The sequence below is a fragment of the Pannonibacter anstelovis genome (genome assembly GCF_036881715.1).
GTDB classification, from domain to species: domain Bacteria; phylum Pseudomonadota; class Alphaproteobacteria; order Rhizobiales; family Stappiaceae; genus Pannonibacter; species Pannonibacter anstelovis.
The window spans coordinates 41,164-63,775 of the sequence record NZ_JBAKBF010000016.1; the positions used below are offsets into that span (position 1 = coordinate 41,164).

Annotated in this window: 19 protein-coding genes; 13 read left to right on the forward strand and 6 right to left on the reverse strand. The window is 63.4% G+C overall.

The window, feature by feature from the left end; all coding sequences use genetic code 11:
* Positions 1–263 precede the first annotated feature (263 nt).
* On the reverse strand, positions 264–1,283 hold the full coding sequence (locus tag V6L75_RS19335) for a LacI family DNA-binding transcriptional regulator (protein WP_334253114.1): 1,020 nt from the start codon (positions 1,281–1,283) through the stop codon (positions 264–266).
* Between the two features lie 269 nt (positions 1,284–1,552).
* On the opposite strand from V6L75_RS19335, the gene V6L75_RS19340 reads away from it, so the two are divergent.
* Together V6L75_RS19340 and V6L75_RS19345 are read left to right on the forward strand one after the other, a co-directional pair.
* The gene (locus V6L75_RS19340; RefSeq protein WP_334253115.1) at positions 1,553–2,623 is read left to right on the forward strand and encodes a sugar phosphate isomerase/epimerase family protein; all 1,071 of its coding nucleotides are present in this window, start codon (positions 1,553–1,555) and stop codon (positions 2,621–2,623) included.
* Between the two features lie 14 nt (positions 2,624–2,637).
* Positions 2,638–3,810, forward strand: a complete 1,173-nt coding sequence (locus tag V6L75_RS19345; protein WP_334253116.1) for a Gfo/Idh/MocA family protein — start codon at positions 2,638–2,640, stop codon at positions 3,808–3,810.
* Positions 3,811–4,082: 272 nt separating this feature from the next.
* Here the strand turns inward: V6L75_RS19345 and V6L75_RS19350 are convergent, their stop codons facing one another.
* On the reverse strand, positions 4,083–5,198 hold the full coding sequence (locus V6L75_RS19350; RefSeq protein ID WP_334253117.1) for a Gfo/Idh/MocA family protein: 1,116 nt from the start codon (positions 5,196–5,198) through the stop codon (positions 4,083–4,085).
* A gap of 98 nt (positions 5,199–5,296) precedes the next feature.
* Between V6L75_RS19350 and V6L75_RS19355 the strand changes: the two genes are divergently transcribed.
* The 10 genes from V6L75_RS19355 (at position 5,297) to iolB (ending at position 16,348) form a co-directional block, all read left to right on the forward strand.
* Positions 5,297–6,118, forward strand: a complete 822-nt coding sequence (locus tag V6L75_RS19355; RefSeq protein ID WP_334253118.1) for a MurR/RpiR family transcriptional regulator — start codon at positions 5,297–5,299, stop codon at positions 6,116–6,118.
* Between the two features lie 117 nt (positions 6,119–6,235).
* Positions 6,236–7,177: a sugar ABC transporter substrate-binding protein gene (locus V6L75_RS19360; protein WP_334253119.1), complete on the forward strand. Its 942-nt coding sequence runs from the start codon at positions 6,236–6,238 to the stop codon at positions 7,175–7,177.
* A gap of 94 nt (positions 7,178–7,271) precedes the next feature.
* Positions 7,272–8,369 (forward strand): ABC transporter permease, encoded by a 1,098-nt coding sequence (locus tag V6L75_RS19365; protein WP_334253120.1) that lies wholly within the window; start codon positions 7,272–7,274, stop codon positions 8,367–8,369.
* Complete coding sequence (locus tag V6L75_RS19370) at positions 8,369–9,148, forward strand: ATP-binding cassette domain-containing protein (protein ID WP_334253121.1); 780 nt, start codon at positions 8,369–8,371, stop codon at positions 9,146–9,148. The genes V6L75_RS19365 and V6L75_RS19370 overlap by 1 nt, the downstream gene beginning before the upstream one ends.
* 31 nt (positions 9,149–9,179) lie before the next feature.
* Positions 9,180–10,184 (forward strand): inositol 2-dehydrogenase, encoded by a 1,005-nt coding sequence (gene iolG, locus V6L75_RS19375; protein ID WP_123195107.1) that lies wholly within the window; start codon positions 9,180–9,182, stop codon positions 10,182–10,184.
* Between the two features lie 12 nt (positions 10,185–10,196).
* Positions 10,197–12,107 carry a bifunctional 5-dehydro-2-deoxygluconokinase/5-dehydro-2-deoxyphosphogluconate aldolase gene (locus tag V6L75_RS19380; RefSeq protein WP_334253122.1) on the forward strand — a complete coding sequence of 637 codons (1,911 nt, stop codon included), beginning with the start codon at positions 10,197–10,199 and terminating at the stop codon, positions 12,105–12,107.
* Positions 12,104–13,930 (forward strand): 3D-(3,5/4)-trihydroxycyclohexane-1,2-dione acylhydrolase (decyclizing), encoded by a 1,827-nt coding sequence (gene iolD, locus V6L75_RS19385; protein ID WP_334253123.1) that lies wholly within the window; start codon positions 12,104–12,106, stop codon positions 13,928–13,930. The genes V6L75_RS19380 and iolD overlap by 4 nt, the downstream gene beginning before the upstream one ends.
* A 3-nt stretch (positions 13,931–13,933) precedes the next feature.
* Positions 13,934–14,836 carry a myo-inosose-2 dehydratase gene (gene iolE / locus V6L75_RS19390; protein WP_334253124.1) on the forward strand — a complete coding sequence of 301 codons (903 nt, stop codon included), beginning with the start codon at positions 13,934–13,936 and terminating at the stop codon, positions 14,834–14,836.
* Positions 14,837–15,332: 496 nt separating this feature from the next.
* Positions 15,333–15,539, forward strand: a complete 207-nt coding sequence (locus V6L75_RS19395) for a hypothetical protein (RefSeq protein ID WP_334253125.1) — start codon at positions 15,333–15,335, stop codon at positions 15,537–15,539.
* On the forward strand, positions 15,536–16,348 hold the full coding sequence (gene iolB / locus V6L75_RS19400) for a 5-deoxy-glucuronate isomerase (RefSeq protein ID WP_334253126.1): 813 nt from the start codon (positions 15,536–15,538) through the stop codon (positions 16,346–16,348). The genes V6L75_RS19395 and iolB overlap by 4 nt, the downstream gene beginning before the upstream one ends.
* A 22-nt stretch (positions 16,349–16,370) precedes the next feature.
* Here the strand turns inward: iolB and V6L75_RS19405 are convergent, their stop codons facing one another.
* The 4 genes from V6L75_RS19405 to V6L75_RS19420 form a co-directional block, all read right to left on the reverse strand.
* Entirely contained in the window at positions 16,371–16,727 is a 357-nt protein-coding gene (locus V6L75_RS19405; RefSeq protein ID WP_334253127.1) for a DUF1850 domain-containing protein, read from the reverse strand.
* Positions 16,724–18,835: a TRAP transporter permease gene (locus tag V6L75_RS19410; protein WP_334253128.1), complete on the reverse strand. Its 2,112-nt coding sequence runs from the start codon at positions 18,833–18,835 to the stop codon at positions 16,724–16,726. Before V6L75_RS19410 ends, V6L75_RS19405 begins: the two co-directional genes overlap by 4 nt.
* A 99-nt stretch (positions 18,836–18,934) precedes the next feature.
* Positions 18,935–19,888 (reverse strand): TAXI family TRAP transporter solute-binding subunit, encoded by a 954-nt coding sequence (locus V6L75_RS19415; RefSeq protein ID WP_334253129.1) that lies wholly within the window; start codon positions 19,886–19,888, stop codon positions 18,935–18,937.
* A gap of 210 nt (positions 19,889–20,098) precedes the next feature.
* Entirely contained in the window at positions 20,099–21,244 is a 1,146-nt protein-coding gene (locus V6L75_RS19420; protein WP_334253130.1) for an ROK family transcriptional regulator, read from the reverse strand.
* 225 nt (positions 21,245–21,469) lie between these two features.
* Between V6L75_RS19420 and V6L75_RS19425 the strand changes: the two genes are divergently transcribed.
* The gene (locus V6L75_RS19425; protein WP_334253131.1) at positions 21,470–22,609 is read left to right on the forward strand and encodes a CobW family GTP-binding protein; all 1,140 of its coding nucleotides are present in this window, start codon (positions 21,470–21,472) and stop codon (positions 22,607–22,609) included.
* The last annotated feature ends 3 nt before the right edge of the window (positions 22,610–22,612 follow it).

Here is a 22,612-nt window from a genome sequence, read left to right on the forward strand (position 1 = left end):
CGACCTCTTTGGGTTCTTTGTAATCGTTTACATAAAATTCATAGCACAAGCGTGTGCCGCTTGAAAGGGGTAAATATTCGGAAGGACAACCGGGAGAGTGGCTGGGTGGGGCGGTTCGGGGCAGGCCGCAGCAAGATGGCGGACAGCTGAGGCGCTCCCGATGTAGAAGCAGAAGCACAGCTGTGCCAAACACTCAGCGTCGCCCCGGGGCGAAGCGGAGCGCTTGGCCGGGGCGACTCAGTGCCTGGTGCCTGCTTGCGCGCTCACCTTGCTTTGGCGGGCATCCCCGTGCTGCCGCGCACGACGATTTCCACAGGCAGGACCCGGCGCAGTGAGGGCGGAGTGCCGGTTTCGATCAGGTCCAGAAGCACGCCCATGGCTTCCTCGCCGATCTCGCGGCGGGGCTGGCGCACGGTGGTCAGCGGCGGGTTGGTGCAGCTGGAGAACTGGATGTCGTCGAAACCCATCACCGCCACATCTTCCGGCACCTTCAGGCCGCGCCGGGTCAGCTCCATGATCACGCCGATGGCCATTTCATCACTGATGCAGAAGAAGGCCGTCGGGGGATCCTTCATGCCGTCCATGCTGGCTGCGGCCCGGATACCGCTTTCGATGGAAAAGTCGCCGGGCAGCAGCAGGGTGGGGTCGAGCGGAATGCCCGCGGCTGCGAGCGCTACGGCATAACCCTCCTCCCGCTGGCGCGTCAGGATGTTGCGTTCCGGGCCTGCCACATAGGCAATGCGACGGTGGCCTGCAGAAATCAGATGCTCCACGGCGAGCCGTGCTGCGGCCATGTTGTCGATGCCGATGAAAGGCAGGCCGGGCATTTCGATTTCTTCGCAGACCGAAATCATCGGCGGCGGGTTGGCCGGAATGCTGCCCGCAGGCCAGGGCAGGCGGCCCGAAAGCAGCACCAGCCCGTCCACCTTGCCCGAGCGCAGGTAGGACACATAGGTTTCCTCAAGGGCAGGATCATTCTCGCTGTTGCCGATGAGCAGGCCATAGCCGCGCCGCTGCGCCACGGCTTCCAGCCCGCGCAAGATGCTGGCGAAGAAGGTGTTGCCGATGTCGGGGACAATAGCGAGAATCATGCGTGTGCTTTTCAGCCGAAGGCTCTGCGCCATGGCATTGGCGGTGAAGCCTGTGCTGTCTATGGCTGCCAGAACCTTCTTTCGCGTTGCCTCCGCCACCTTTGCCGGATGGTGCAGCGCGCGGCTGACGGTGGCGATGGAAACCCCGGCGAGGCGGGCGACGTCCTCGATTGTGGCGGTCTTGCTCTGCATGCTGATCCCTGTTTCTGCCTGGATGCAAGGCTATATGCAACCTCTGACCTATGCCTTTCCAAAATGCGTCTGTAAATGTTTACAGACGAAATAAAAAGGTTTACATAAGCTCGGTGGGCCGTCTGGAGCATGATAATCCACGGCTTGCATCCGCGTTACCCCTGCCGGATGAAATGCAGAAACATGTTCCAGCACGCCAGACCGGCGCCTCTCCTGCAGGCAGGTGAAGCCCGGAGCAAGGGGTTTTTGTCATCGCTCGGGAGGTGCGCATGAAAACGATGAAGGGTCCGGGTCTGTTTCTGGCCCAGTTCGCCGGGGATACGGCGCCGTTCAACTCGCTCAAGTCCATAGTGAACTGGGCGGCTAGCCTCGGCTATCGCGGGGTGCAGATTCCAACCTGGGACAGCCGCCTGTTCGATCTGGACAAGGCCGCATCCTCTTCCGGTTATTGCGATGACATAGCGGGCATGTGCCGCGAGGCGGGCGTGGAGATCACCGAGCTTTCAACGCATCTTCAGGGGCAGCTTGTGGCTGTTCATCCGGCCTATGACGTGCCATTTGATGGCTTTGCCCCGGCGGCGGTGCATGGCAATCCGGCTGCGCGGCAGGCCTGGGCGGTGGATCAGATGCTGAAGGCGGCCAAGGCCTCGCGCCATCTCGGCCTCAATGCCAGTGTCAGCTTTTCCGGCGCGCTTGCCTGGCCGTATGTCTATCCCTGGCCGCAGCGGCCTGCGGGATTGATCGAGACGGCCTTTGACGAACTGGCCCGGCGCTGGCGGCCCATTCTGGATGCCTATGACGAGGCGGGCGTTGACCTGTGCTACGAAATCCATCCGGGTGAAGACATCTTCGATGGTGCCAGCTTCGAGATGTTCCTGGAGCGCGTTGGCGGCCATCCGCGCTGCTGCATCAACTATGACCCCTCGCATTTCATGCTGATGCAGCTCGACTATCTGGCGTTCATCGACATCTACCACGAGCGCATTCGCGCCTTCCATGTGAAGGACGCCGAATTCAATCCGGATGGGCGTCAGGGCGTTTATTCCGGCTATCAGCCGTGGATCAACCGCGCCGGGCGTTTCCGCTCACTGGGCGACGGGCAGGTGGATTTCTCCGGCGTCTTCTCGCGCTTGACGGCGCATGGCTATGACAGCTGGGCTGTGCTGGAATGGGAATGCTGCCTCAAGCATCCGGAAGACGGTGCTGCCGAAGGCGCGCCTTTCATCGCGGACCACATCATCCGGGTGACGGAAAAGGCCTTTGATGACTTTGCCGCCAGCGGGGCGGATGATGCGGCGAACCGGCGCATGCTGGGCCTTGCCCCGGCAACGGCTGGCTGAGGGAGGGCCGGAACATGGCAATTGAAGCAAGGGGCGATGCGGGACTAGGCGCCCGCGTGCGCCTCGGCATGGTTGGCGGCGGACAGGGCGGCTTCATCGGCGCGGTCCACCGCATGGCCGCAAGGCTGGATGGTGACTTTGATCTCGTGGCTGGTGCCCTTTCTTCGGACCCGGAGCGGGCGCGCCAGTCTGGCAGAGAGCTGGGGCTTGATCCGGAGCGCTGCTATGCCAGCTTTGAGGCGATGGCCACATCGGAAGCGGCAAGGCCGGATGGCATCGAGGCAGTGTCTATCGTCACACCCAACCACCTGCATTTTCCAGTGGCCCGAACTTTTTTGAAAGCCGGTATCCACGTGATCTGCGACAAGCCGCTGACCTCGACGCTGGAGGATGCGGAAGAGCTGGTGAGGCTGGGGCAGGCAAGCGGGCGGCTGTTCGTGCTCACGCACAATTATTCCGCCTATCCCATGGTGCGGCAGGCGCGGGAGATGATCGCCAATGGCGAGCTGGGCACCTTGCGCGTGGTGCAGGTGGAATATCCGCAGGACTGGCTGACCGAAGCGGTGGAGGAAAGCGGCCAGAAGCAGGCCGCCTGGCGCACTGACCCGGCACGTTCGGGCGCGGGCGGCTGCATCGGCGACATCGGTACCCATGCCTTCCAGCTGGCCACCTTCGTGACGCAGCTTGCGCCGTCCGAAGTTTTGGCCGATCTCAGCACCTTCGTTCCGGGGCGCAGGGTGGATGACAATGTCAACGTGCTGCTGCGGTTTGCTGGCGGCGCGCGCGGCATGCTCTGGGCCAGCCAGGTTGCGCCGGGCAACGAGAACGGGCTGCGCTTGCGCGTCTATGGGGACAAGGGCGGTCTGGAGTGGGAGCAGGAAAACCCGAACCATCTGTGGTTCACCCCCTTCGGCGAACCGCGCCGCCGGCTCACACGCGGCGGGGCAGGCACGGGACCGGCGTCCGCTGCCGTAACGCGGGTGCCTTCGGGGCATCCTGAGGGCTATCTGGAGGCCTTCGCCACGCTTTACCGTGAGGCGGCGGTTGCCATCCGCACAGCACGCAACGGCGGACCGGTGGCCATGCCGGAGCATCTGCCGGGCCTCGGTGATGGGCTTGCCGGCCTGCGCTTCATCGATGCCTGCATCCGCTCGTCATCTGCGGGCGGGGTGTGGACGGGGCTGTAAGCCGTTGAAAAGTAGGGGCCGGAGCATCCGCCGCTCCGGTCCACGCTGAAGGAAAGACCTCTCCTTCGTCATCCCGGCCAAGCGCAGCGCGAGCCGGGACCGGTGAGCCAAGGCCCCTCGGCTATGGCTCCAAAGGCAACCAACTTAAACCCCGGCTCACCGGTCCCGGATCTCTGCTCCGCTGCGTCCGGGAAGACGACGGAGAGGGGAGGGCAGGAAGAGCGCATTCAATTAAGGCCGGAGCAGGTGCTGCTCCGGCCTTCTTGTTGATCTTACACGCTCACCCGCGTGCCGTTGCGTGCCGCTTCCGCGATGGCGTGGATGACCTTTTCGAATTCCAGTGCGGCTGCGAAATCCGGCCAGGGGCGGGTGCCGGTTTCGATGGCGCGCAGGAAATCGGCAGCCTCGATGATCTTCAGGTCGTTGAAGCCGATCTGGTGGCCGGGGGCAGGGCAGAAGGCGCCGTAGACATCGTGATCCGGCCCGGTGAGGATGGTGCGGAAGCCCTGCTCGGCCTTTGGCCCCTCGTTGACGAAGAGCTGCAGCTCGTTCATCCGCTCCTGATCATAGATGATCATGCCCTTGGTGCCGTGGATCTCAAAGCCAAGCCGGTTCTTGCGCCCCCAGGCAGAGCGTGAGGCGGCAAAGGAGCCCTGTGCCCCATTGGCAAAGCGCAGGATGGCCGTGGCCGTATCCTCGTTTTCCACCTTGCCCCGGCCGGTGCCATCCGGCAGGGGGCGGGTTTCGTGCACGGTCTGCATGTCGGCGATGAGGCTTTCGATGGGGCCGCAGATGCCGCAGAGCAGGCTGATCAGGTGACAGCCGATATCCCCCAGTGCGCCAAGGCCGGCCTCGCCAAGCTTCGCCCGCCAGGTCCAGGGCAGGTCCGGGTCGGCCTGATAGTCTTCATCCACCGCGCCGCGCACATGCACGATACGGCCGATCCGCCCTTCCTGCACCAGCTTCTGCGCATGGCGGTAGGCGGGATTGCGGGTGTAGTTGTAGCCCGTCATGGTCAGCTTGCCGGAGCGGGCGGCTGCGGCGGCCATCTCTTCGGCCTCGGCCAGCGTCAGGCCCATCGGCTTCTCGCACCACACATGCTTGCCCGCCTCAAGGGCAGCAACCGCCATATCCTTGTGGAAACGGTTTGGCGTGGTGATCGACACCACATCCACCTTCGGGTCATTGACCAGCGCCTGCCAGTCTCCGGTGGAGCGGGCAAAGCCGAACTGGCTAGCAAAGGCGGCGGCCTTGTCTTCCGGCGTGTCGCACAGCACCTCCAGCCGCACATCCTGCACATCGCCCATGACAGCGCGCGCGTTGCGCCAGGCAAGGGCATGCGCCTTTCCCATGAAGCCTGTTCCGATCAGGCCAATCCCCAGTGTCATTGATTTCCTCCCGAACAAAATGGAATTTTTGTTCCATTCACGTCATCCTGCGGCTATCCTGTTTTGTCAAGCAGGATCAAAAGACTGGCAAAACAACAATGTCGCATCCATCGGCCCCGCGCACCATCGAAGCCTTCCATGCCCGGTTGCTGGAAGCGGCAGAAACCCTGCCAAAACGCCTGCGCCAATGCGCGGAGTATCTGGCGGCGAACACGGACCGGATTGCCGTTTCAACGGTGGCCGAGATGGCGCTTGCCGCCGGTGTGCAGCCCTCGGCGCTGATGCGATTCTGCAAGATCCTTGGTTTTTCCGGTTATTCGGAGATGCAGCGCCTGTTCCGTGATGCCTATGCGCAGGGCTGGCCGGACTACGCGACACGGCTCAGAAACCTGCGCGAAAGCGGCGCGGGCAGTCCCTCGGCCCTGCTTGCGGAGTTCATTGATGCGGGGCGCATGTCGCTGGAAAACCTCGCCAGCAGCATCGACAGCCGTAATCTGGACCGGGCAGTGAAGATTCTTTCCGAGGCCGGAATGGTGCATCTCGTGGGTCTCCGCCGTGCCTTTCCTGTGGCTTCTTATCTTGCCTATGCCTTTGAAAAGATGGATGTTCCAGCGTTCTTGCATGATGGTGTCGGCAAGCTCGACCACCGCCATGCCATCCGGCCGGGCGATGCGCTGGTGGCCATCACCTTCTCGCCCTACAGCGGTGAAACCGTTGAACTGGCGGAGTTTGCGCGGGGCCAGGGCGTGCCGGTCATTGCCATCACCGACACGGTGATGAGCCCGTTGCAGAAGCTGGATGCCACGGTGCTGAGTGTGGCTGAAGTGGACTTCGGCGCCTTCCGCGCATTGTCGGCGACGCTTTCGCTCGCCATCACGCTGGCGGTGGCCGTTGGTGCCGGGCGAAAAGCCGCACCATAAAAAAACTGTTGCATCAAACCTAAAAATGGAATGAATATTCTACACCCGAAGCCCGGACATATCCGGGCCGGGACTCCGCCGGGGGGAGCCGGCGGATCCGCACTCTGGGAGGTTATGATGAGAAAAGCGCTTACCGCCATTGCCGCTGCGGCCATCGCCGTGGCTGGCCTGTCTGCTCCGGCTGCTGCTGAAGGCGAAAAGTTCGTCCTGGTCAGCCATGCGCCGGACAGCGACAGCTGGTGGAACACCATCAAGAATGCCATCGCCGTTGCCGGTGACCAGATGAAGGTCAGCGTCGAGTACCGCAACCCGCCGACCGGTGACCTGGCCGACATGGCCCGCATCGTGGAGCAGGCGGCAGCATCCAACCCGAATGGCATCATCGTCACCATCGCTGACTATGATGTGCTGTCCGGCCCGATTTCCAACGCGGTGGCCAAGGGCATTCCGGTCATCACCATCAACTCCGGCACCATCGAGCAGTCCAAGAACCTGGGTGCACTGCTGCATGTGGGTCAGCCGGAATATGACGCAGGCTTCGGCGCGGGCGAAAAGGCCAAGGCAGCCGGTGCCAAGTCGTTCCTCTGTGTGAACCACTACATCACCAACCCGGCTTCCGTGGAGCGCTGCCAGGGCTTTGCCGCCGCACTCGGCGTGGAACTCGGCAACCAGATGATCGACGCCGGTCAGGACCCGTCCGAAATCCAGAACAAGGTCTCGGCCTATCTGCAGACCAACCCGGACACGGGTGCGATCCTCGCCCTCGGCCCCACCTCGGCGCATCCGACGCTTGCTGCGCTGGAGCAGAATGGCAAGGCTGGCCAGATCTTCTTCGGCACCTTCGATCTTTCGCCGGAAATTGCCAATGCCATCAAGGCTGGCACCATCAACTTCGCCATCGACCAGCAGCCCTATCTGCAGGGCTATCTGCCTGTGGTGATCCTCACCAACTACGCGCGTTATGGCGTCGTTCCGGGCAACTCGATCAACTCGGGCCCGGGCTTCGTCACCAAGGACAACATCGCACTGGTTGAGAAATACGCCGGTCAGTACCGGTAAGCAGCTGATCTGAAACCAGTTTTCAGCCCCGGCCGGGGCGTGCAGAAATGCCCCGGCCCCTTGCAACAGACTTTCCTGAAAATCGAGGCAACTCATGACGGACGAGCGCATCAAGCAGGTCTCGGCCCTGCGCCGTGCCATGATCCGGCCCGAGCTGGGTGCGACCACCGGCACCGTTCTGGTCTTCCTTTTCTTCCTCCTGATCGCGGGCAACTCCGGCATGTTCGCGCCGGAAGGCATCATGAACTGGACCGTGGTGTCCGCCCAGTTTGCCATCATCGCCGTGGGCGCTTGCCTGCTGATGATTTCCGGTGAATTCGACCTTTCCGTCGGCTCCATGATCGGCTTTGCCGGCATCGTGATCGCCATTCTCAGTGTTCAGCTGGGCTGGCCCATCTGGGCCGCCATCATTGCGGCATTCGTTATCTGTGTGGCGCTGGGCTGGCTCAATGGCATGCTGGTGATCAAGACCGGGCTGCCATCTTTCATCGTGACGCTGGCCTTCCTCTACATCCTGCGTGGCCTCACCATCTGGCTGTCGATCCTCACCACCCGCCAGACCATCATTGGCGGCGTCAAGGAACTGGCCGCAAACGACTGGCTTGCCTTCCTTTTCGGTGGCGTCATCTTCAAGGATCTCTTCGTCTGGTTCGCCGATCTCGGCCTTGTCGGCAAGTTCGTGGCAGGTCCCAAGGCCGGGCTGCCGGTGGTCGAAGGCGTGCCGATGCTGGTTGTCTGGGCGCTGTTGCTCGTTGCATTCGGTCACATCCTTCTCACGCGCACCAAGTTCGGCAACTGGATCTTTGCGTCGGGTGGTGACGCACAGGCCGCCCGCTATGTCGGCGTGCCGGTCAACCGGGTGAAGGTGCTGATGTTCATGTTCACCGCATTCTGCGCCACCGTGTTTGCCACCTGCCAGGTGATCGAATTCGGCTCGGCGGCCGCGGACCGCGGCCTGCTGAAGGAGTTCGAGGCCATCATCTGCGTGGTCATCGGCGGTGCGCTGCTGACCGGCGGCTATGGTTCGGTCATTGGCGCGGCGCTAGGCGCCATCATCTTCGGCGTGGTGCAGCAGGGCCTGTTCTTCTCGGGCGCCGAGAGCTCACTCTTCCGGGTGTTCCTCGGCACGATCCTGATCCTTGCCGTGATCCTCAACACCTACATCCGCCGCATGATCACGGGAGAACGCTGATGTCCGCCCCGCTCATCGAACTGCGCAACATCGAGAAGCATTTCGGCCCCGTGATCGCGCTGGCTGGCGTCAGCTTCGACGTGAAGGCCGGAGAATGCCACTGCCTGCTGGGCGACAATGGCGCCGGCAAGTCCACCTTCATCAAGACCATGGCTGGCGTGCACAAGCCGACCAAGGGCGAGATCCTGGTGGATGGCAAGGCCACAGTCTTCAACAGCCCGCGTGACGCCATGGGCGCAGGCATTGCCACGGTCTATCAGGATCTGGCGATGATCCCGCTGATGTCGGTCACCCGGAACTTCTGGATGGGCCGTGAGCCGGAGAAGAAGTTCGGCCCGTTCCGCTTCATCGACTTCGAAAAGGCAAACCGGGTGACGCTGGAGGAAATGGCCAACATGGGCATTCACCTGCGCGAGCCGGAACAGGCGGTCGGCACGCTTTCGGGCGGCGAGCGCCAGACGGTTGCCATCGCCCGCGCGGTCTATTTCGGCGCCAAGGTGCTGATCCTCGACGAGCCGACGTCCGCGCTCGGCGTGCGTCAGACCTCCAACGTGCTGGCAACCATCGACAAGGTGCGCAAGCGCGGCATCGGTGTCGTCTTCATCACCCACAATGTGCGCCATGCCATGGCCGTAGGGGACCGGTTCACCGTGCTGAACCGCGGCAAGACGCTGGGCACCGCAAAACGCGGGGAAATCAAGCCGGAAGAATTGCAGGACCTGATGGCGGGCGGCAAGGAACTGGCTGAACTCGAGGGTTCGCTCGGCGGCACGATCTGAGGTGTTGCGGGTTAATTTAGGAAAGACCGACATGACAATGCGTTTCGCAGTATTGGGGGCAGGGCGGATTGGCCGCGTCCATGCCAAGGCGATCGCCGCAACGGAAGGAGCCACGCTGATTGCCGTGGCCGATCCCGTCGCTGCGGCAGCTCAGTCGCTGGCGGCGGAGCATGGCTGCTCCATCCGCACCATCGACGAGATTGAAGCGGCAAAGGATGTGGATGCCGTCATCATCTGCACCCCGACAGACACCCATGCAGACCTGATCGAGCGCTTCGCCCGCGCCGGCAAGGGCATCTTCTGCGAAAAGCCGGTGGATCTGAACGTCCAGCGCGTCAAGGACTGCCTGAAGACGGTGAAGGAAACCGGCGCCACGCTGATGGTCGGCTTCAACCGCCGCTTCGATCCGCATTTCGCCGCGCTCAAGGCCACCATCGACAGCGGCCGCATTGGCGATGTGGAGATGGTGACGATCACCTCCCGCGATCCTTCGCCCCCTCCGTATGAGTATATCTCCCGTTCGGGCGGCATCTTCCGCGATATGACCATCCATGACTTCGACGTAGCCCGCTGGCTGCTGGGCGAGGAAGTGGAAACGGTGATGGCCTCTGCCTCCGTTCTGGTCGATCCGGAAATCGGCAAGCGCGGTGACTTTGACAGCGTCAACATCATCCTGCGCACCGCTTCGGGCCGTCAGGCGATCATCACCAACACCCGCCGTGCGGTCTATGGCTATGACCAGCGCATCGAGGTGCTGGGTGCCAAGGGCATGGTGGCTGCCGAGAACCTGCGCGAAGCCAACATCGAGGTGGCTGATGCCAGCGGCTACCACAAGCCGCCGCTGCTCGACTTCTTCATGACCCGCTACACGGCAGCCTACGCCGCCGAAATCACCGCCTTCATCAAGGCCGTGACCGACAAAACCGTGCCGCCCACCACGGGTGAGGACGGGCTGAAGGCACTGGCTCTGGCGGAAGCGGCGCTGAAGTCGGTCGCGGAAGGGCGGGCCGTGCGCCTCTCGGAAATCACGGGCTGAAGGACCACGCGGATGAGCAAGACCCTCGATCTCATCACCATCGGCCGGTCGTCGGTCGATCTCTATGGCTCCCAGGTGGGCGGCCGTCTTGAGGATATGGGCAGCTTCCAGAAATATATCGGAGGCTCGCCCACCAACATTGCCGCCGGTTCTGCGCGGCTTGGCCTCAAGGCTGGCCTCATCACCCGCGTGGGGGATGAGCACATGGGCCGCTTCATCCGCGAACAGCTGGTGCGCGAGGGCGTGGATGTGACGGGCGTGAAAACCGACCCGGAACGCCTCACCGCCCTCGTGCTGCTGGGCATCCGTGACGACAAGCAGTTCCCGCTGATCTTCTACCGCGAGAACTGCGCCGACATGGCGATCTGCGAGGACGACATCGACCCCGCCTTTATCGCCAGCGCAAGGGCTGTTGTGGCCACCGGCACGCACCTGTCCCATCCGCGCACCGAAGCTGCCGTGCTGAAGGCCCTGCGCCTTGCCCGCGAAAGCGGCGGCCAGACGGCGCTCGACATTGATTACCGTCCCAACCTCTGGGGCCTGTCCGGTCATGGCGACGGCGAAAACCGCTTCATCGCTTCGGCCAAGGTGACGGCCCGCCTGCAGCAGCACCTTCCCCTGTTCGATCTGATCGTCGGCACGGAAGAGGAGTTCCACATTGCAGGCGGCTCCACCAACACCATCGAGGCGCTTCGTGCCGTGCGGGCGCTGACGGGGGCGACGCTGATCTGCAAGCGCGGCCCCATGGGCGCTGCCGCCTTTGCCGGGGCCATTCCCGATACGCTGGATGAAGGCGAGGCAGGGCCGGGCTTCCCCATCGAGGTGTTCAACGTGCTGGGCGCGGGCGACGGCTTCATGGCGGGCTTGCTGAAGGGCTGGCTCGATGGCGAGACCTGGCCGCGTGCGCTGACCTATGCCAATGCCTGCGGTGCCTTTGCCGTGTCGCGTCATGGCTGCACGCCGGCCTATCCGTCCTGGGAGGAGCTGCAGTTCTTCCTGAAGCGCGGCATCGTTACGCCTGCGCTGCGCAAGGACGCTGAGCTGGAGCAGGTACACTGGTCCACCAACCGCTCCTATGACTGGCCGTTGATGCATGTCTTTGCCTTCGATCACCGCCGCCAGATGGAAGAGCTGCCGGGGGCAACGCCGGAAAAGATCGGCGCCTTCAAGAAGCTGTGTCTTGCCGCCGTGGAAGAAGTTGCTGCTGGAAAGACCGGGTACGGTCTTCTGTGCGACAACCGCCTTGGCCGCGATGCGCTGCATCAGGCGGCCGGCAAGGGACTGTGGATTGGCCGTCCGGTCGAATGGCCCGGCTCGCGTCCGCTGACGCTGGAGCCGGAGCTTGGCCCGGACTATGGCGGTCTGACCGAATGGCCGCTGGAGCATGTGGTCAAGGTTCTGTGCTTCTGCCATCCGGATGATGATGCGGCCCTTTGGGCGGAGCAGGAAGCGGTGATCCAGCGCCTGTTTGCCGCTGCCCGCCGCAACCGGCTTGAGTTCCTGCTCGAGGTCATCCCCTCCAAGGTTGGCCCGGTGGATGACGAAACGACCGCCCGCATCATCGAGCGCTTCTACAAGCTCGGTGTTTATCCGGACTGGTGGAAGCTGGAGCCAATGCGCTCCGATGCAGCGTGGAAGCGCACCTGTGACATGATCAAGGCCTATGATCCGCGTGTGCGCGGCATCGTGGTGCTGGGTCTAGACGCTCCGGAAGACGAGCTTGCTGCCTGCTTTGCCACGGCCGCGCAGCATGATCTGGTCAAGGGTTTTGCCGTGGGGCGCACCATCTACAGCGAGGCAGCACGCGGCTGGCTCGCCGGAACGATGACGGATGCTGAGGCCATTGCGCAGATGGCCGGAAAATTCGCCCGCCTGTCCGCCACATGGGATGCGGCACGCGGTGCATCGGGAGTTGCTGCATGAGCAAGGTAAGACTGACCGCCGCCCAGGCCATGGTGCGCTGGCTTTCCAGCCAGATGACCGAAGAGGGCGTGCCCTTCATCGCCGGTGTCTGGGCCATCTTCGGCCATGGCAATGTGGCCGGTATTGGTGAAGCGCTCTACGGCGTGCGCGACACGCTGCCTACGTGGCGCGGCCACAACGAGCAGGGCATGGCCCATGCGGCCATCGCCTATGCCAAGCAGCTTGGCCGCCGCCGGGCCATGGCGGTGACTTCCTCCATCGGTCCCGGCGCCACCAACATGGTGACGGCGGCTGCGCTCGCCCATGTCAACCGGCTGCCGGTGCTGTTCGTGCCGGGCGATGTCTTCGCCAACCGCGGGCCGGACCCGGTTTTGCAGCAGATCGAGGATTTTGGCGACGGCACCATCAGCGCCAATGACTGCTTCCGCCCGGTCTCGCGCTATTTCGACCGCATCATGCGGCCCGAGCAGCTGCTGACTGCTTTGCCGCGTGCCATGGCGGTGATGACCGATCCGGCCGATTGCGGCCCGGTGACGCTGGCTTTCTGTCAGGACGTGCAGGCGGAAGCCTATGACTGGCCGGAAGAGTTTTTCGCCCCCCGCGTCTGGCGCCAGCGCCGCCAGCGCCCGGACGAGGCGGAACTGGCCGAAGTGGTGGCCCTGATCCGCGCCGCGAAAAAGCCGGTGCTGATCGCAGGCGGCGGCGTGCATTACTCCGGCGCTACGCAGGCGCTGAAGGCCTTTGCCGAGGCGCATCAGATTCCGGTGGTCGAAAGCCAGGCGGGCAAATCTGCCCTGCCGTGGGATCATCCGCTCAACCTTGGTCCTGTCGGTGTTACCGGATCGGAAAGCGCTAACAGCGCCGCGAAGGATGCCGATCTCGTCATCGGCGTTGGCACGCGTTTTCAGGATTTCACCACCGGCTCCTGGGGGCTCTTCCGCAATCCGGCGCGCAAGCTCGTGTCCATCAACGTTGCGGCCTATGACGCCATGAAGCATGGCGCTGTGCCGCTGCAGGGCGATGCCCGCGTCTGCCTTGGCGAGTTGTCTGCGCAGCTGGGCGCCCACAAGGGCCCGGCCATTGCCGCAAGCCTCAAGGCAGACTGGTTTGCCAAGGTCGATCCGCTGACAGCTGCTCCGGAGGCGGATGCAAACGGCCTGCCCACGGATCAGCAGGTGATTGGCGCCGTGCAGCGTGCAGCTGGTCCCGATACGGTGGTGATGTGCGCCGCCGGCACCATGCCAGGCGAACTCCACAAGCTGTGGAAGGCGAGCCGCCCCATGTCCTATCACATGGAATACGGCTTCTCCTGCATGGGCTACGAGATCGCCGGAGCGCTGGGCATCAAGATGGCGGAGCCGGAGCGCGACGTCATCTGCATGGTCGGTGACGGCAGCTACATGATGATGAATTCCGAACTCGCCAGCGCCGTGATGCTGGGCCAGAAGATCACGGTCGTCATCACCGACAACCGGGGCTACGGCTGCATCAACCGGCTGCAGATGGGCACCGGTGGAGCCGAGTTCAACAACCTTCTCGACCACACCAACCACACCAACCCCAGCCATATCGACTTCGTGGCCCATGCGGGTGCCATGGGGGCGAAGGCGGTGAAGGCCGGGTCCATCGCCGAGCTTGAGGCAGCTCTTGCCGAAGCGAAGATGGCGAGCGGTCCGTTTGTGGTGGTCATTGACACCGATCCCTACCCCTCCACGCCCCATGGCGGCCACTGGTGGGATGTGGCGGTGCCGGAAGTTTCCGCCCGTGCCGAAGTGCGGGCGGCGCGCGAGTCCTACGAACGTTCGCTTCAGGAAAGAAACTGATCCATGATCCTCTATGGCACCAATCCTATTGCCTGGTCTAACGACGACGACCAGACCCTCGGCGCCCATATTTCGCTTGAGCAGTGCCTCGATGAAACCGCCAAGATCGGTTTCGACGGCATCGAGAAGGGCCACAAGCTGCCGACGACGCCGGAAGGCATCGCCAAGGAGCTGGGCGGACGCGGGCTGAAATACATCTCCGGCTGGCACTCGCTGAACCTTCTGACGAACTCCATCGAGGATGAGAAGGCAGCGATGCAGCCCTTCCTCGACCTGCTGAAGGCGGTGGGTTCCAAGGTGATCATCACCTGCGAAACCTCCAATGCCATTCATGGCAATGACGGCGTGCCGGTGAACAACAAGCCGGTGCTGGCCGCCTCCGAGTGGGCTGACTTTGGCCGGGGCGTCGAGGCGCTGGCGGCCTTTGCGGCAGAGCAGGGCATCACGCTGGTCTATCACCACCACATGGGCACGGTGGTGGAGAGCGAGGCGGAAATCGACCTGTTCATGAAGCACACGGGACCGGCCACCAAGTTGCTGTTCGACACAGGCCACTGCTATTTCGGCGGCGGCAATCCGGCAGCAGTGGCCGAGCGCCACATGGCCCGCGTGCGCCATATCCATGCCAAGAACGTGCGCCCGGACATCATGCGTCAGGTGCGTGAGGAAAACCTCTCCTTCCTCGAAGGCGTGCGCCGCGGTGTCTTCACCGTGCCGGGCGATGCGGAAGGCGGCGTGGACTTCCTGCCCGTGCTGAAGAGCGCGGCGGCTCATGGCTACGAAGGCTGGCTCGTCATCGAGGCCGAACAGGACCCGAGCGTGCGCAATCCCTTCGAGTACCAGAGCATGGGCTTCAACGCCTTGCGCAGCTTCGCCCGCGAGGCTGGGCTCGACAAGGGCAGGTGAACGGAGCTGGGGGCCGCCGGATCTACATATCAGGTCCGGGGATTGCCCGCAGTCATGCGTTTGATCTGTGGCAGGGCCTCTCCGCCCCCTCCCCCTTGAGGGGAGGGGTGAGGGGTGGGGGTAACGGACTGGAAACACGGGGTATTTTCATTGAAGGTGTGCAGGGTAGAGACGAGTGCCAATCAAGCCGCGCTCCTGCGTGAAGACCCCCACCCCTACCCCCTCCCCTCAAGGGGGAGGGGAAACGAGAGGCTTCAGCAAGAGAAGTAAGACTATGAAACTGCTTGTCTTTCCAGCATCAAAGCAGCGCTCGCAGCCTCTTCTTATACGATGTGTGAAGCCGATAGGCCCCTTCAAAGGGGGAGGGGAGTGGATAGGCAAAGCCAGGGAGACATGGCACGAAGCTCCGTCCGGGGTATATTCAGCGCATGCCCCGGACATCTGCTACGCTCGGCGCAGCCGCTCTCTCCTGATCCCTCGCAGCAAAGAGACCTTGATGAAGATTATTGACCCGACCCATTCCTTCTACGGCCCGCTGTGGCGGCGCATTGCCATTGTGGTGGTCACGGCTGGCTGGGCCGGGTTTGAATACTGGAACGGCTCCACGGGCTGGGCGCTGTTCTTCGCGGCCATTGCGGCCTATGCCGCGTGGGCTCTGATCATCACCTACAAGGCGCAACAGGGCGGAGATGGAACGGTATGAGCAAGCTTCTGAGAAAGCCGCAAGGCACCCACGGCAAGACCCACGCCATCACGCCGGAAAGCGCCGGCTGGGGCTATGTGGGCTTTGATCTCTACCGGCTGAAGGCGGGCGAAAGCGTTGGTGAGGCCACCGGCGGACGCGAAGTCATTCTCGTGCTGGTCGAGGGCAAGGCCCGCCTCTCCGCATCGGGCAACGATTTCGGCGAGATGGGGCTGCGCATGGATGTGTTCGAGCGTCTGCCGCCCGCCTGCCTCTATGTGCCGGACCAGTCGGACTGGTCTGCCACCGCCACCACGGATCTGACGCTGGCCGTCTGCTCGGCACCAGGCAAGGGCACCCATGAAGCGCAGGTGCTGGGGCCGGATGGCATCCAGCTTGACCAGCGCGGGCAGGGCACCAATACGCGCTACATCCACAACATCGCCATGGAAGGGCGGGATGTGGCTGGCAGCCTGCTGGTGACGGAAGTCTTCACCCCCTCCGGCCACTGGTCGTCCTATCCGCCGCACCGGCATGATGAGGACAACTATCCGGACATGACCTATCTGGAAGAGACCTACTACCACCGGCTCAACCCGGCGCAGGGCTTCGGCATCCAGCGGGTCTTCACCGAGGACGGCTCCCTCGACGAGACGATGGCCGTTTCCAACCACGACGTGGTTCTGGTCCCCAAAGGCCACCACCCCTGCGGCTCGCCCTATGGCTACGAGATGTATTATCTCAACGTCATGGCTGGCCCCTTGCGCAAGTGGCGCTTCAAGAACCACCCGGACCACGACTGGATCTACCAGCGCGACATGGTGAAGTGAGGAATAGGGGGCGCAGCCGCTCCTATCTGCACGGCGCAATCCTGACCGGTTCCGAAGCATCTGCCCCGATCGTGTGGCAGGTGCCGTCTGCGCAGAGGGTCCAGCCGGAGACGGTGGCGCCAGAGGCGGCGAGCAGAAGCTCCGGTTGCGGCGGCAATGTGGGAGCCCAGACCCACCAGCCGTCCTGAAGCCGGGCGCCATCGCCCGGCTCCATGCCCGCGCCCGAGCCGCGCACACGCGCCTCCTGAAGTTTGAGGCCGTCCTCCGTTACAGCCCAGGTTTCCTGCCACTCCGTCTTCTCGACGGAGTGGGTCCATTCCAGTGTGAAGGGGCCGGAGAGGCTGAGCGTCAGCGCTCCGGCCAGAAGGCAGGCGCTCATGCGCCCGCGTTCGGGGTGGCCTTCTTGCCAGCCGACATGTTGGTCCGCCAGACGAGGAAGGCGAAGAGCGCAAAGAGCCCCAGCCCCACTTCATCCGTGATGGGCAAGGCGGCAACCAGTGTGAAGGCGGAAGCCATGGCAAGTGCGCGCATCCACCAGGGCAGCGGCACGCCGAGCCAGCCGATGACGGCAGCGCCCCACAGAGCGATGGCGATGGCAACCTTGAGAACGACGTAGACCACCGCCGGGACGTAGCCGATGCTGGCTGCCAGCGCGCCGCCGTCCTGCAGCATCAGGGCAGGTGTATAGACGGCCATGAAGGGAATGACGAACCCGGCCGCCGCCACTTTCACCGCCTCGAAGGAGATCTTCAATCCGCTTTCCTTGGCGATCGGGCTTGCGGCAAAGCAGGCGAGTGCCACAGGCGGCGTAAGGTCAGCCAGAATTCCGAAATAGAACACGAACATGTGGCTGACGATCAGCGGCACGCCGAGTTCCAGCAAGGCCGGGCCTGCGATGGACGAGGTGATGATGTAGTTCGGGATCGTCGGGATGCCCATGCCCAGCACGATGCAGGTGATCATCGTCAAAAGCAGCGAGAGGAACAGGCTGTTCTGCCCAACGCTGACGATGAACTGGCCGAAGGTGGTGGCCGCCCCTGTCAGCGTCATGGTGCCGATGATAATGCCAACGAGGGCGCAGGCAACGCCCACGGGCAGCGCGGTCCGGGCGCCGTCGGCGAGACTGTCGCGGCACAGGGCCAGCGTGTTGCGCCCGCCCTTGGTGAAGATGTTGATGAGGATCAGCGCCGAGATCGCAATCAGCAGCACCTTGATGCCGAGCGCGAAGAAGGCAGCGCCCGTCAGGCCGAGGCCAATCCAGAAGATGGTGCGGATGACACCCTGCGGCAGTCCGAGCGCAATGGAGCCGCCGAGGATCAGCAGGACGGTCAGTCCCAGACCGATGGTGCCGGCAAACAGCGGCGTATAGCCGCCGAAGAGCAGATAGACCAGCACGCCGAGCGGCAGCAGCAGGAACCAGCCTTCTTTCAGCGCCTTGCTGGCGGAGGGCAGCTCATCCTTCGGCAGGCCGCGCAGGTTCCGCTTGCCTGCTTCCAGATGCACCATCCAGAAGGCGGAGGCGAAATAGAGCACGGCGGGAATGAGGGCTGCCTGTACGATCTCGTAATATTCGACGCCCAGTGTTTCGGCCATGATGAAGGCCACCGCACCCATGACCGGCGGCATGATCTGTCCGCCCATTGAGGATGTGGCCTCCACGCCGCCGGCAAAGGCGGGGCGGTAGCCGAAGCGCTTCATCAGCGGGATGGTGAACTGGCCGGTGGTGACCACATTGGCGACGCCCGAGCCGGAAATGGTGCCCATAAGCCCGGAAGAAATGACGGAAACCTTGGCGGCCCCGCCCGTGGCATGGCCAACGAGGCCGAGGCTGACATCGGTGAAGAGCTTGATCATCCCGGCCCGTTCCAGGAAGGAGCCAAAGAGAATGAACAGGAAGATGAAGCTGGAGCTGACGTAGACCGGAATGCCGTAGATGCCTTCCGTGCCATAGGTCATGTGCTCGACGACCTGCGAAAAGTCATAGCCGCGATGGTCCAGCGGTGGCGGCAGATACTGGCCAAAGAGGCAGTAGGCGAGGAAAAGTCCCGCGATGATCGGCAGGGCCAGCCCCATCATTGCCCAGGCGGCTGCAAAGACCGTGACAAGCGCGATGACGCCCATGACAAGATCTCGCGGCAGCGGGTCACCGGAACGGATCAGAAGGTCCGTATAGTCCCACCACTGATAGGCCGCGACGGACACAGCCGCAAAAGCCATGAGCCAGGCCAGAACGCGTACCGGCAGCTTGTCGTGCCGGGCGGCGGCGACCAGAGGAAAGGTGAGCAGGCCGAGAAATCCGACATGCACGGCACGCACGATCTGGCTTGGCAGGTCGATCACATGGGCGGCCGTGGCAATCTGGAACGCGGAAAAGGCAAAGGCGATCCAGAACAGCAGGCGGCCCTCGAAGCCCTCCTGAAAACCGGCACCATGCGGGTCTTCCTGAGGGGCGGCAATCGGGGTCTGCGATGACGGGGATGTGCTCATGCGCGGCTCGAACTTTCGCGGGTGCGTCAATGCAAGGGGAAAAGGGGTGACAAGAAAGAGAGGGAGCGCAGATGCTGCGCTCCCTCGTCAGGCGAGGCCTTACATCAGGCCTTTTTCCTTGTAGTAGCGCTCTGCGCCCGGATGCAGCGGCACGGGCATGCCGGTAATTGCCTTGTCGAGGCTGATGGCCTTTGCTGCCGCATGGGCGGCAACCATTTCCGGCAGATTCTCGAATAGCTGCTTGGTCATCTGGTAGGCGGTCTCTTCCGAGACATCCTCATGGGTGACGAGGAAGTTGACGACCGCGACCGTCGGTACATCGGCGCTCTGGCCCTCGTAGGTACCAGCCGGAATGGTGGCGGCAATGTAGGGTGCGCCAAGCTTCGTCACCACGTCTTCCGGCACGGCCACCATGTTGACCGGAACGGAGGTGGCCAGGTCCTTCAGCGAGGCGACGCCAAGGCCTGCGGATTGCAGGGTGGCGTCGAGCTGGCGGTTCTTCATCAGTTCCACGGACTCGGCAAAGGGCAGATACTCGGTCTTGGCAAGATCGCCATAACCCATGCCTGCGGCAGCAAAGATGGCACGGGCGTTCAGCTCCGTACCGGACTTGGCGGCGCCCACCGACAGGCTCTTGCCCTTGAGGCCGGCCAGATCGGTGATGCCGCTGTCCTTGGAGGCGACGATCTGGATGTAGTTCGGGTAGATGGCGGCGATGCCGCGCAGCTTGTTGAGCGGAGCCTTGAACCCTGCTTCAGCATTGCCTTCCCAGGCGAGCTTGACCGAATCGCCAAGGGCAAAGCCGATCTCGCCCTTCCCCTGCTGAAGAAGGTTGAGATTTTCGACCGAAGCCTTGGTGGCCTGCACCTGCGGGCGGGCGCCTTCGATCTTCTCGCCATAGATTTTGGACAGGGCAACGCCCAGCGGATAATAGACGCCAGATGTGCCACCCGTGAGCACGTTGATGAATTCGGCCTTTGCAGGTGCCATGGCAACGCCAATGGCGGTGGCCGCGATGGCAGCAGCACCAAGCGAACGCTTGAATAGGTTCATGAATATGCCTCCCTTTTGGTTCCGGTGTTCTCACCCGGCATCGGGCGCAGCGGATGCCGCGGCCCGGCACTGGCGTGTGGCCACGCGAGGACAAGGTCTCCTCCCGTGAGCCTTACCGGCTGTGAAAGTAGCGGGGGAAACGGCGCAAGGGCAACCGTGTTTCTACCGAAGCCGTCCGGTGGAGTGCGCCTCCAGGAAGAAGGGCGTGACTTAGCCGCCGAGGGCGGTCTCGATCAGCCTTGGGAGGCCAAGCCGGGCCGCTCCGGCCAGAGGGGCGCGGCTGCCAAGCTGCGAAAGGCGGATTTCGGGTGGAGAGGGGTGGCACTGGGGTGCAAGTGCGCGGACGCGGGCGATGAAATCCGGCCTTGCGCCGATGGAGCCACCCAGAACCACAAGGGCTGGGTTGGTGATGGCAGCAAGCGCGGCAATGGCACGAGCCACCAGCCGGGCAGTGTCCGCCAGCACGGTTTCCGCGGCTGGATCGCCCCCTTCTGCGAGGGTGAAGATCTCAGGCACGGTGATGTCCTTGCCGCTCAGTGCATGGTAGCGGCGGCGCATGCCGTGGGAGCCTGCCTCCTGTTCCAGCGCGCCGCAGTCCCGCGATTGCGGGTCGAACGGATCAGCGCCAAAGGGCAGAAATGCTATCTCTCCGGCCGCATGTGCGGCGCCGCGTAACAGCTGGCCATCGCAGATGAGGCCGCAGCCGATGCCGGTGCCGATGGAAATATAGGCCATGTCCAGAACAGGAGCTGCGGTGGACAAGGCCCACCGCTCGCCTTCCGCAGACAGGTTCACGTCATTTTCCAGTTGCACGCTGCATCCGAGCGCTTCGGCGAAGGCGGCACGCACGTCGAATGTATCGAAGGCCGGAATGTTGGGTGCCATCATCACCCGGCCGGTCGTGAGGTCCGGTGCGCCGGGCACACCGATGACGGCATGGCGCACCCGGTTCCACTCAATGCCGGAAGCCGCAGCCGTTTCCCGGCACAGGCGGGCGATCTGGGTGATGACGTGCCCGCCGCCCCGGTTGTCCGTTGCTTCCGTCAGGCCTGACAGCAGTGAGCCGGTGAGGGTGGCAAGGGCAACGGTCACCTTGGTGCCCCCCAGATCCACCACGGCGCAGCAGGCCGCTTCCGGAACCGGAGCGAAAACGCTGGCCCTGCGCCCGATGTGACCTTCGGTCTCACCGGCCTGGCGGATGAGGCCAGCATTCTCCAGCGCCCGGCATACAAGAGACAGTGTCTGCTTTGACAAGCCGCAGCGCCGCGCCAGCTCGGCCCGGGACATGGGGCCATCGGATAGAAGTTGCTGGAATACGGCGTGATGCGTGGCCTGGTGTTGCGGGATGGGGACCATATTGGGCTCTTTTTTGTTCGTTAGATTGACGAACTAAAATGCTCATCTGCCCTGCTGTCAAGCGCCTGACCGTCTTGCGGTACTTGAATGCATGTAATAATGTAACATTCTCATGCGCGCTTGCCAGCACGTGCCAGATGCTTATTTCTAGCCGGTGTCCTGCCGGATTGCCTCAAGGCAGGACAGAATGACCTGCAGCCGCCGGTGCGAGGAATTGGGGACGGAATGTCAAAGATCACGCAGAAAATCCCCGTTATCGTCCTCACCGGCTTTCTGGGCTCCGGCAAGTCGACGCTTTTGCAGGATCTGTTGAGCCGTGAGAACGGGCAGGATACGGCGGTCATCATCAACGAATTCGGCGAGGTGCCGATTGATCATGATCTGGTCCGGGTGGGCCGGGGCGAGCTGATGCGCACCTCCACCGGCTGCCTATGCTGTACCGCCGGCTCCGATGTGCGCGGAACCCTTTACGAGCTGTATGAAGCGGTGGAGAGCGGCGATGTCGCCCCGTTCTCCCGAGTCATCATCGAAACCACCGGCCTTGCCGATCCCGCACCGCTGGTCAACCAGCTGGTAGCCGGTGCCATGCCCGCCATGGGTCTGCGCGACCATGTTGTGGCGCGGCATTTCGTGCTTGCCGGTGTCGTCACCACAGTCGACATCATCACGGGCGAAATCACGCTGGAGAACCATTTCGAAGCGGCCAAGCAGGTGGCCTTTGCCGACCGGATCGTGCTGACCAAGACGGATCTGGCGCAGGACCCGGCGAGCAAGCGCGATATCGATCTGCTGGCAGAAGGCCTGCGGCAGCTGAACCCTGCGGCTGAGCTTATCGACCGGCACGGGGAAGGCGTTGACCTCGACAGCCTGTTCGTGCCGCGCAACTATCAGCCGGCCAGCCTTGGCGAGGATGTGCTGGGGTGGCTTGCCATGGATCAGGCCGTTAGCGCCGAGGGCGGCCATGTGCATGGCAAAAGCGGGCTTTCCCGCCACGCTGCCCGGGTGAACAGTTTCGTGCTCACCTCCGATACGCCTTTTGCCGAAGCCAACTACAAGCGCTTCATGGAGGTGCTGGTGAAGGCTGCCGGGCCGCGCCTTCTGCGCGTCAAGGGGCTGATCGCGCTGGAAGATGCACCTGACAGGCCGCTGGTGATCCATGCCGTGCAGCATGCTGTTTTTCCGGCCGTGCAGCTGGAGGCCTGGCCGAGCGAGGACCATCGCGGACGGCTGGTGTTCATCACGGACGAGCTGGAGGAGAAGCCCGTCCGCGAGCTGTTTGAAGCCGTGCTCGTCGGCCGCCCTTCAGCCATGGAGCGCCTGCGCAATGCAATCGGGCTGGGGCCCAAACCAACACGGGACGCCTGAGAC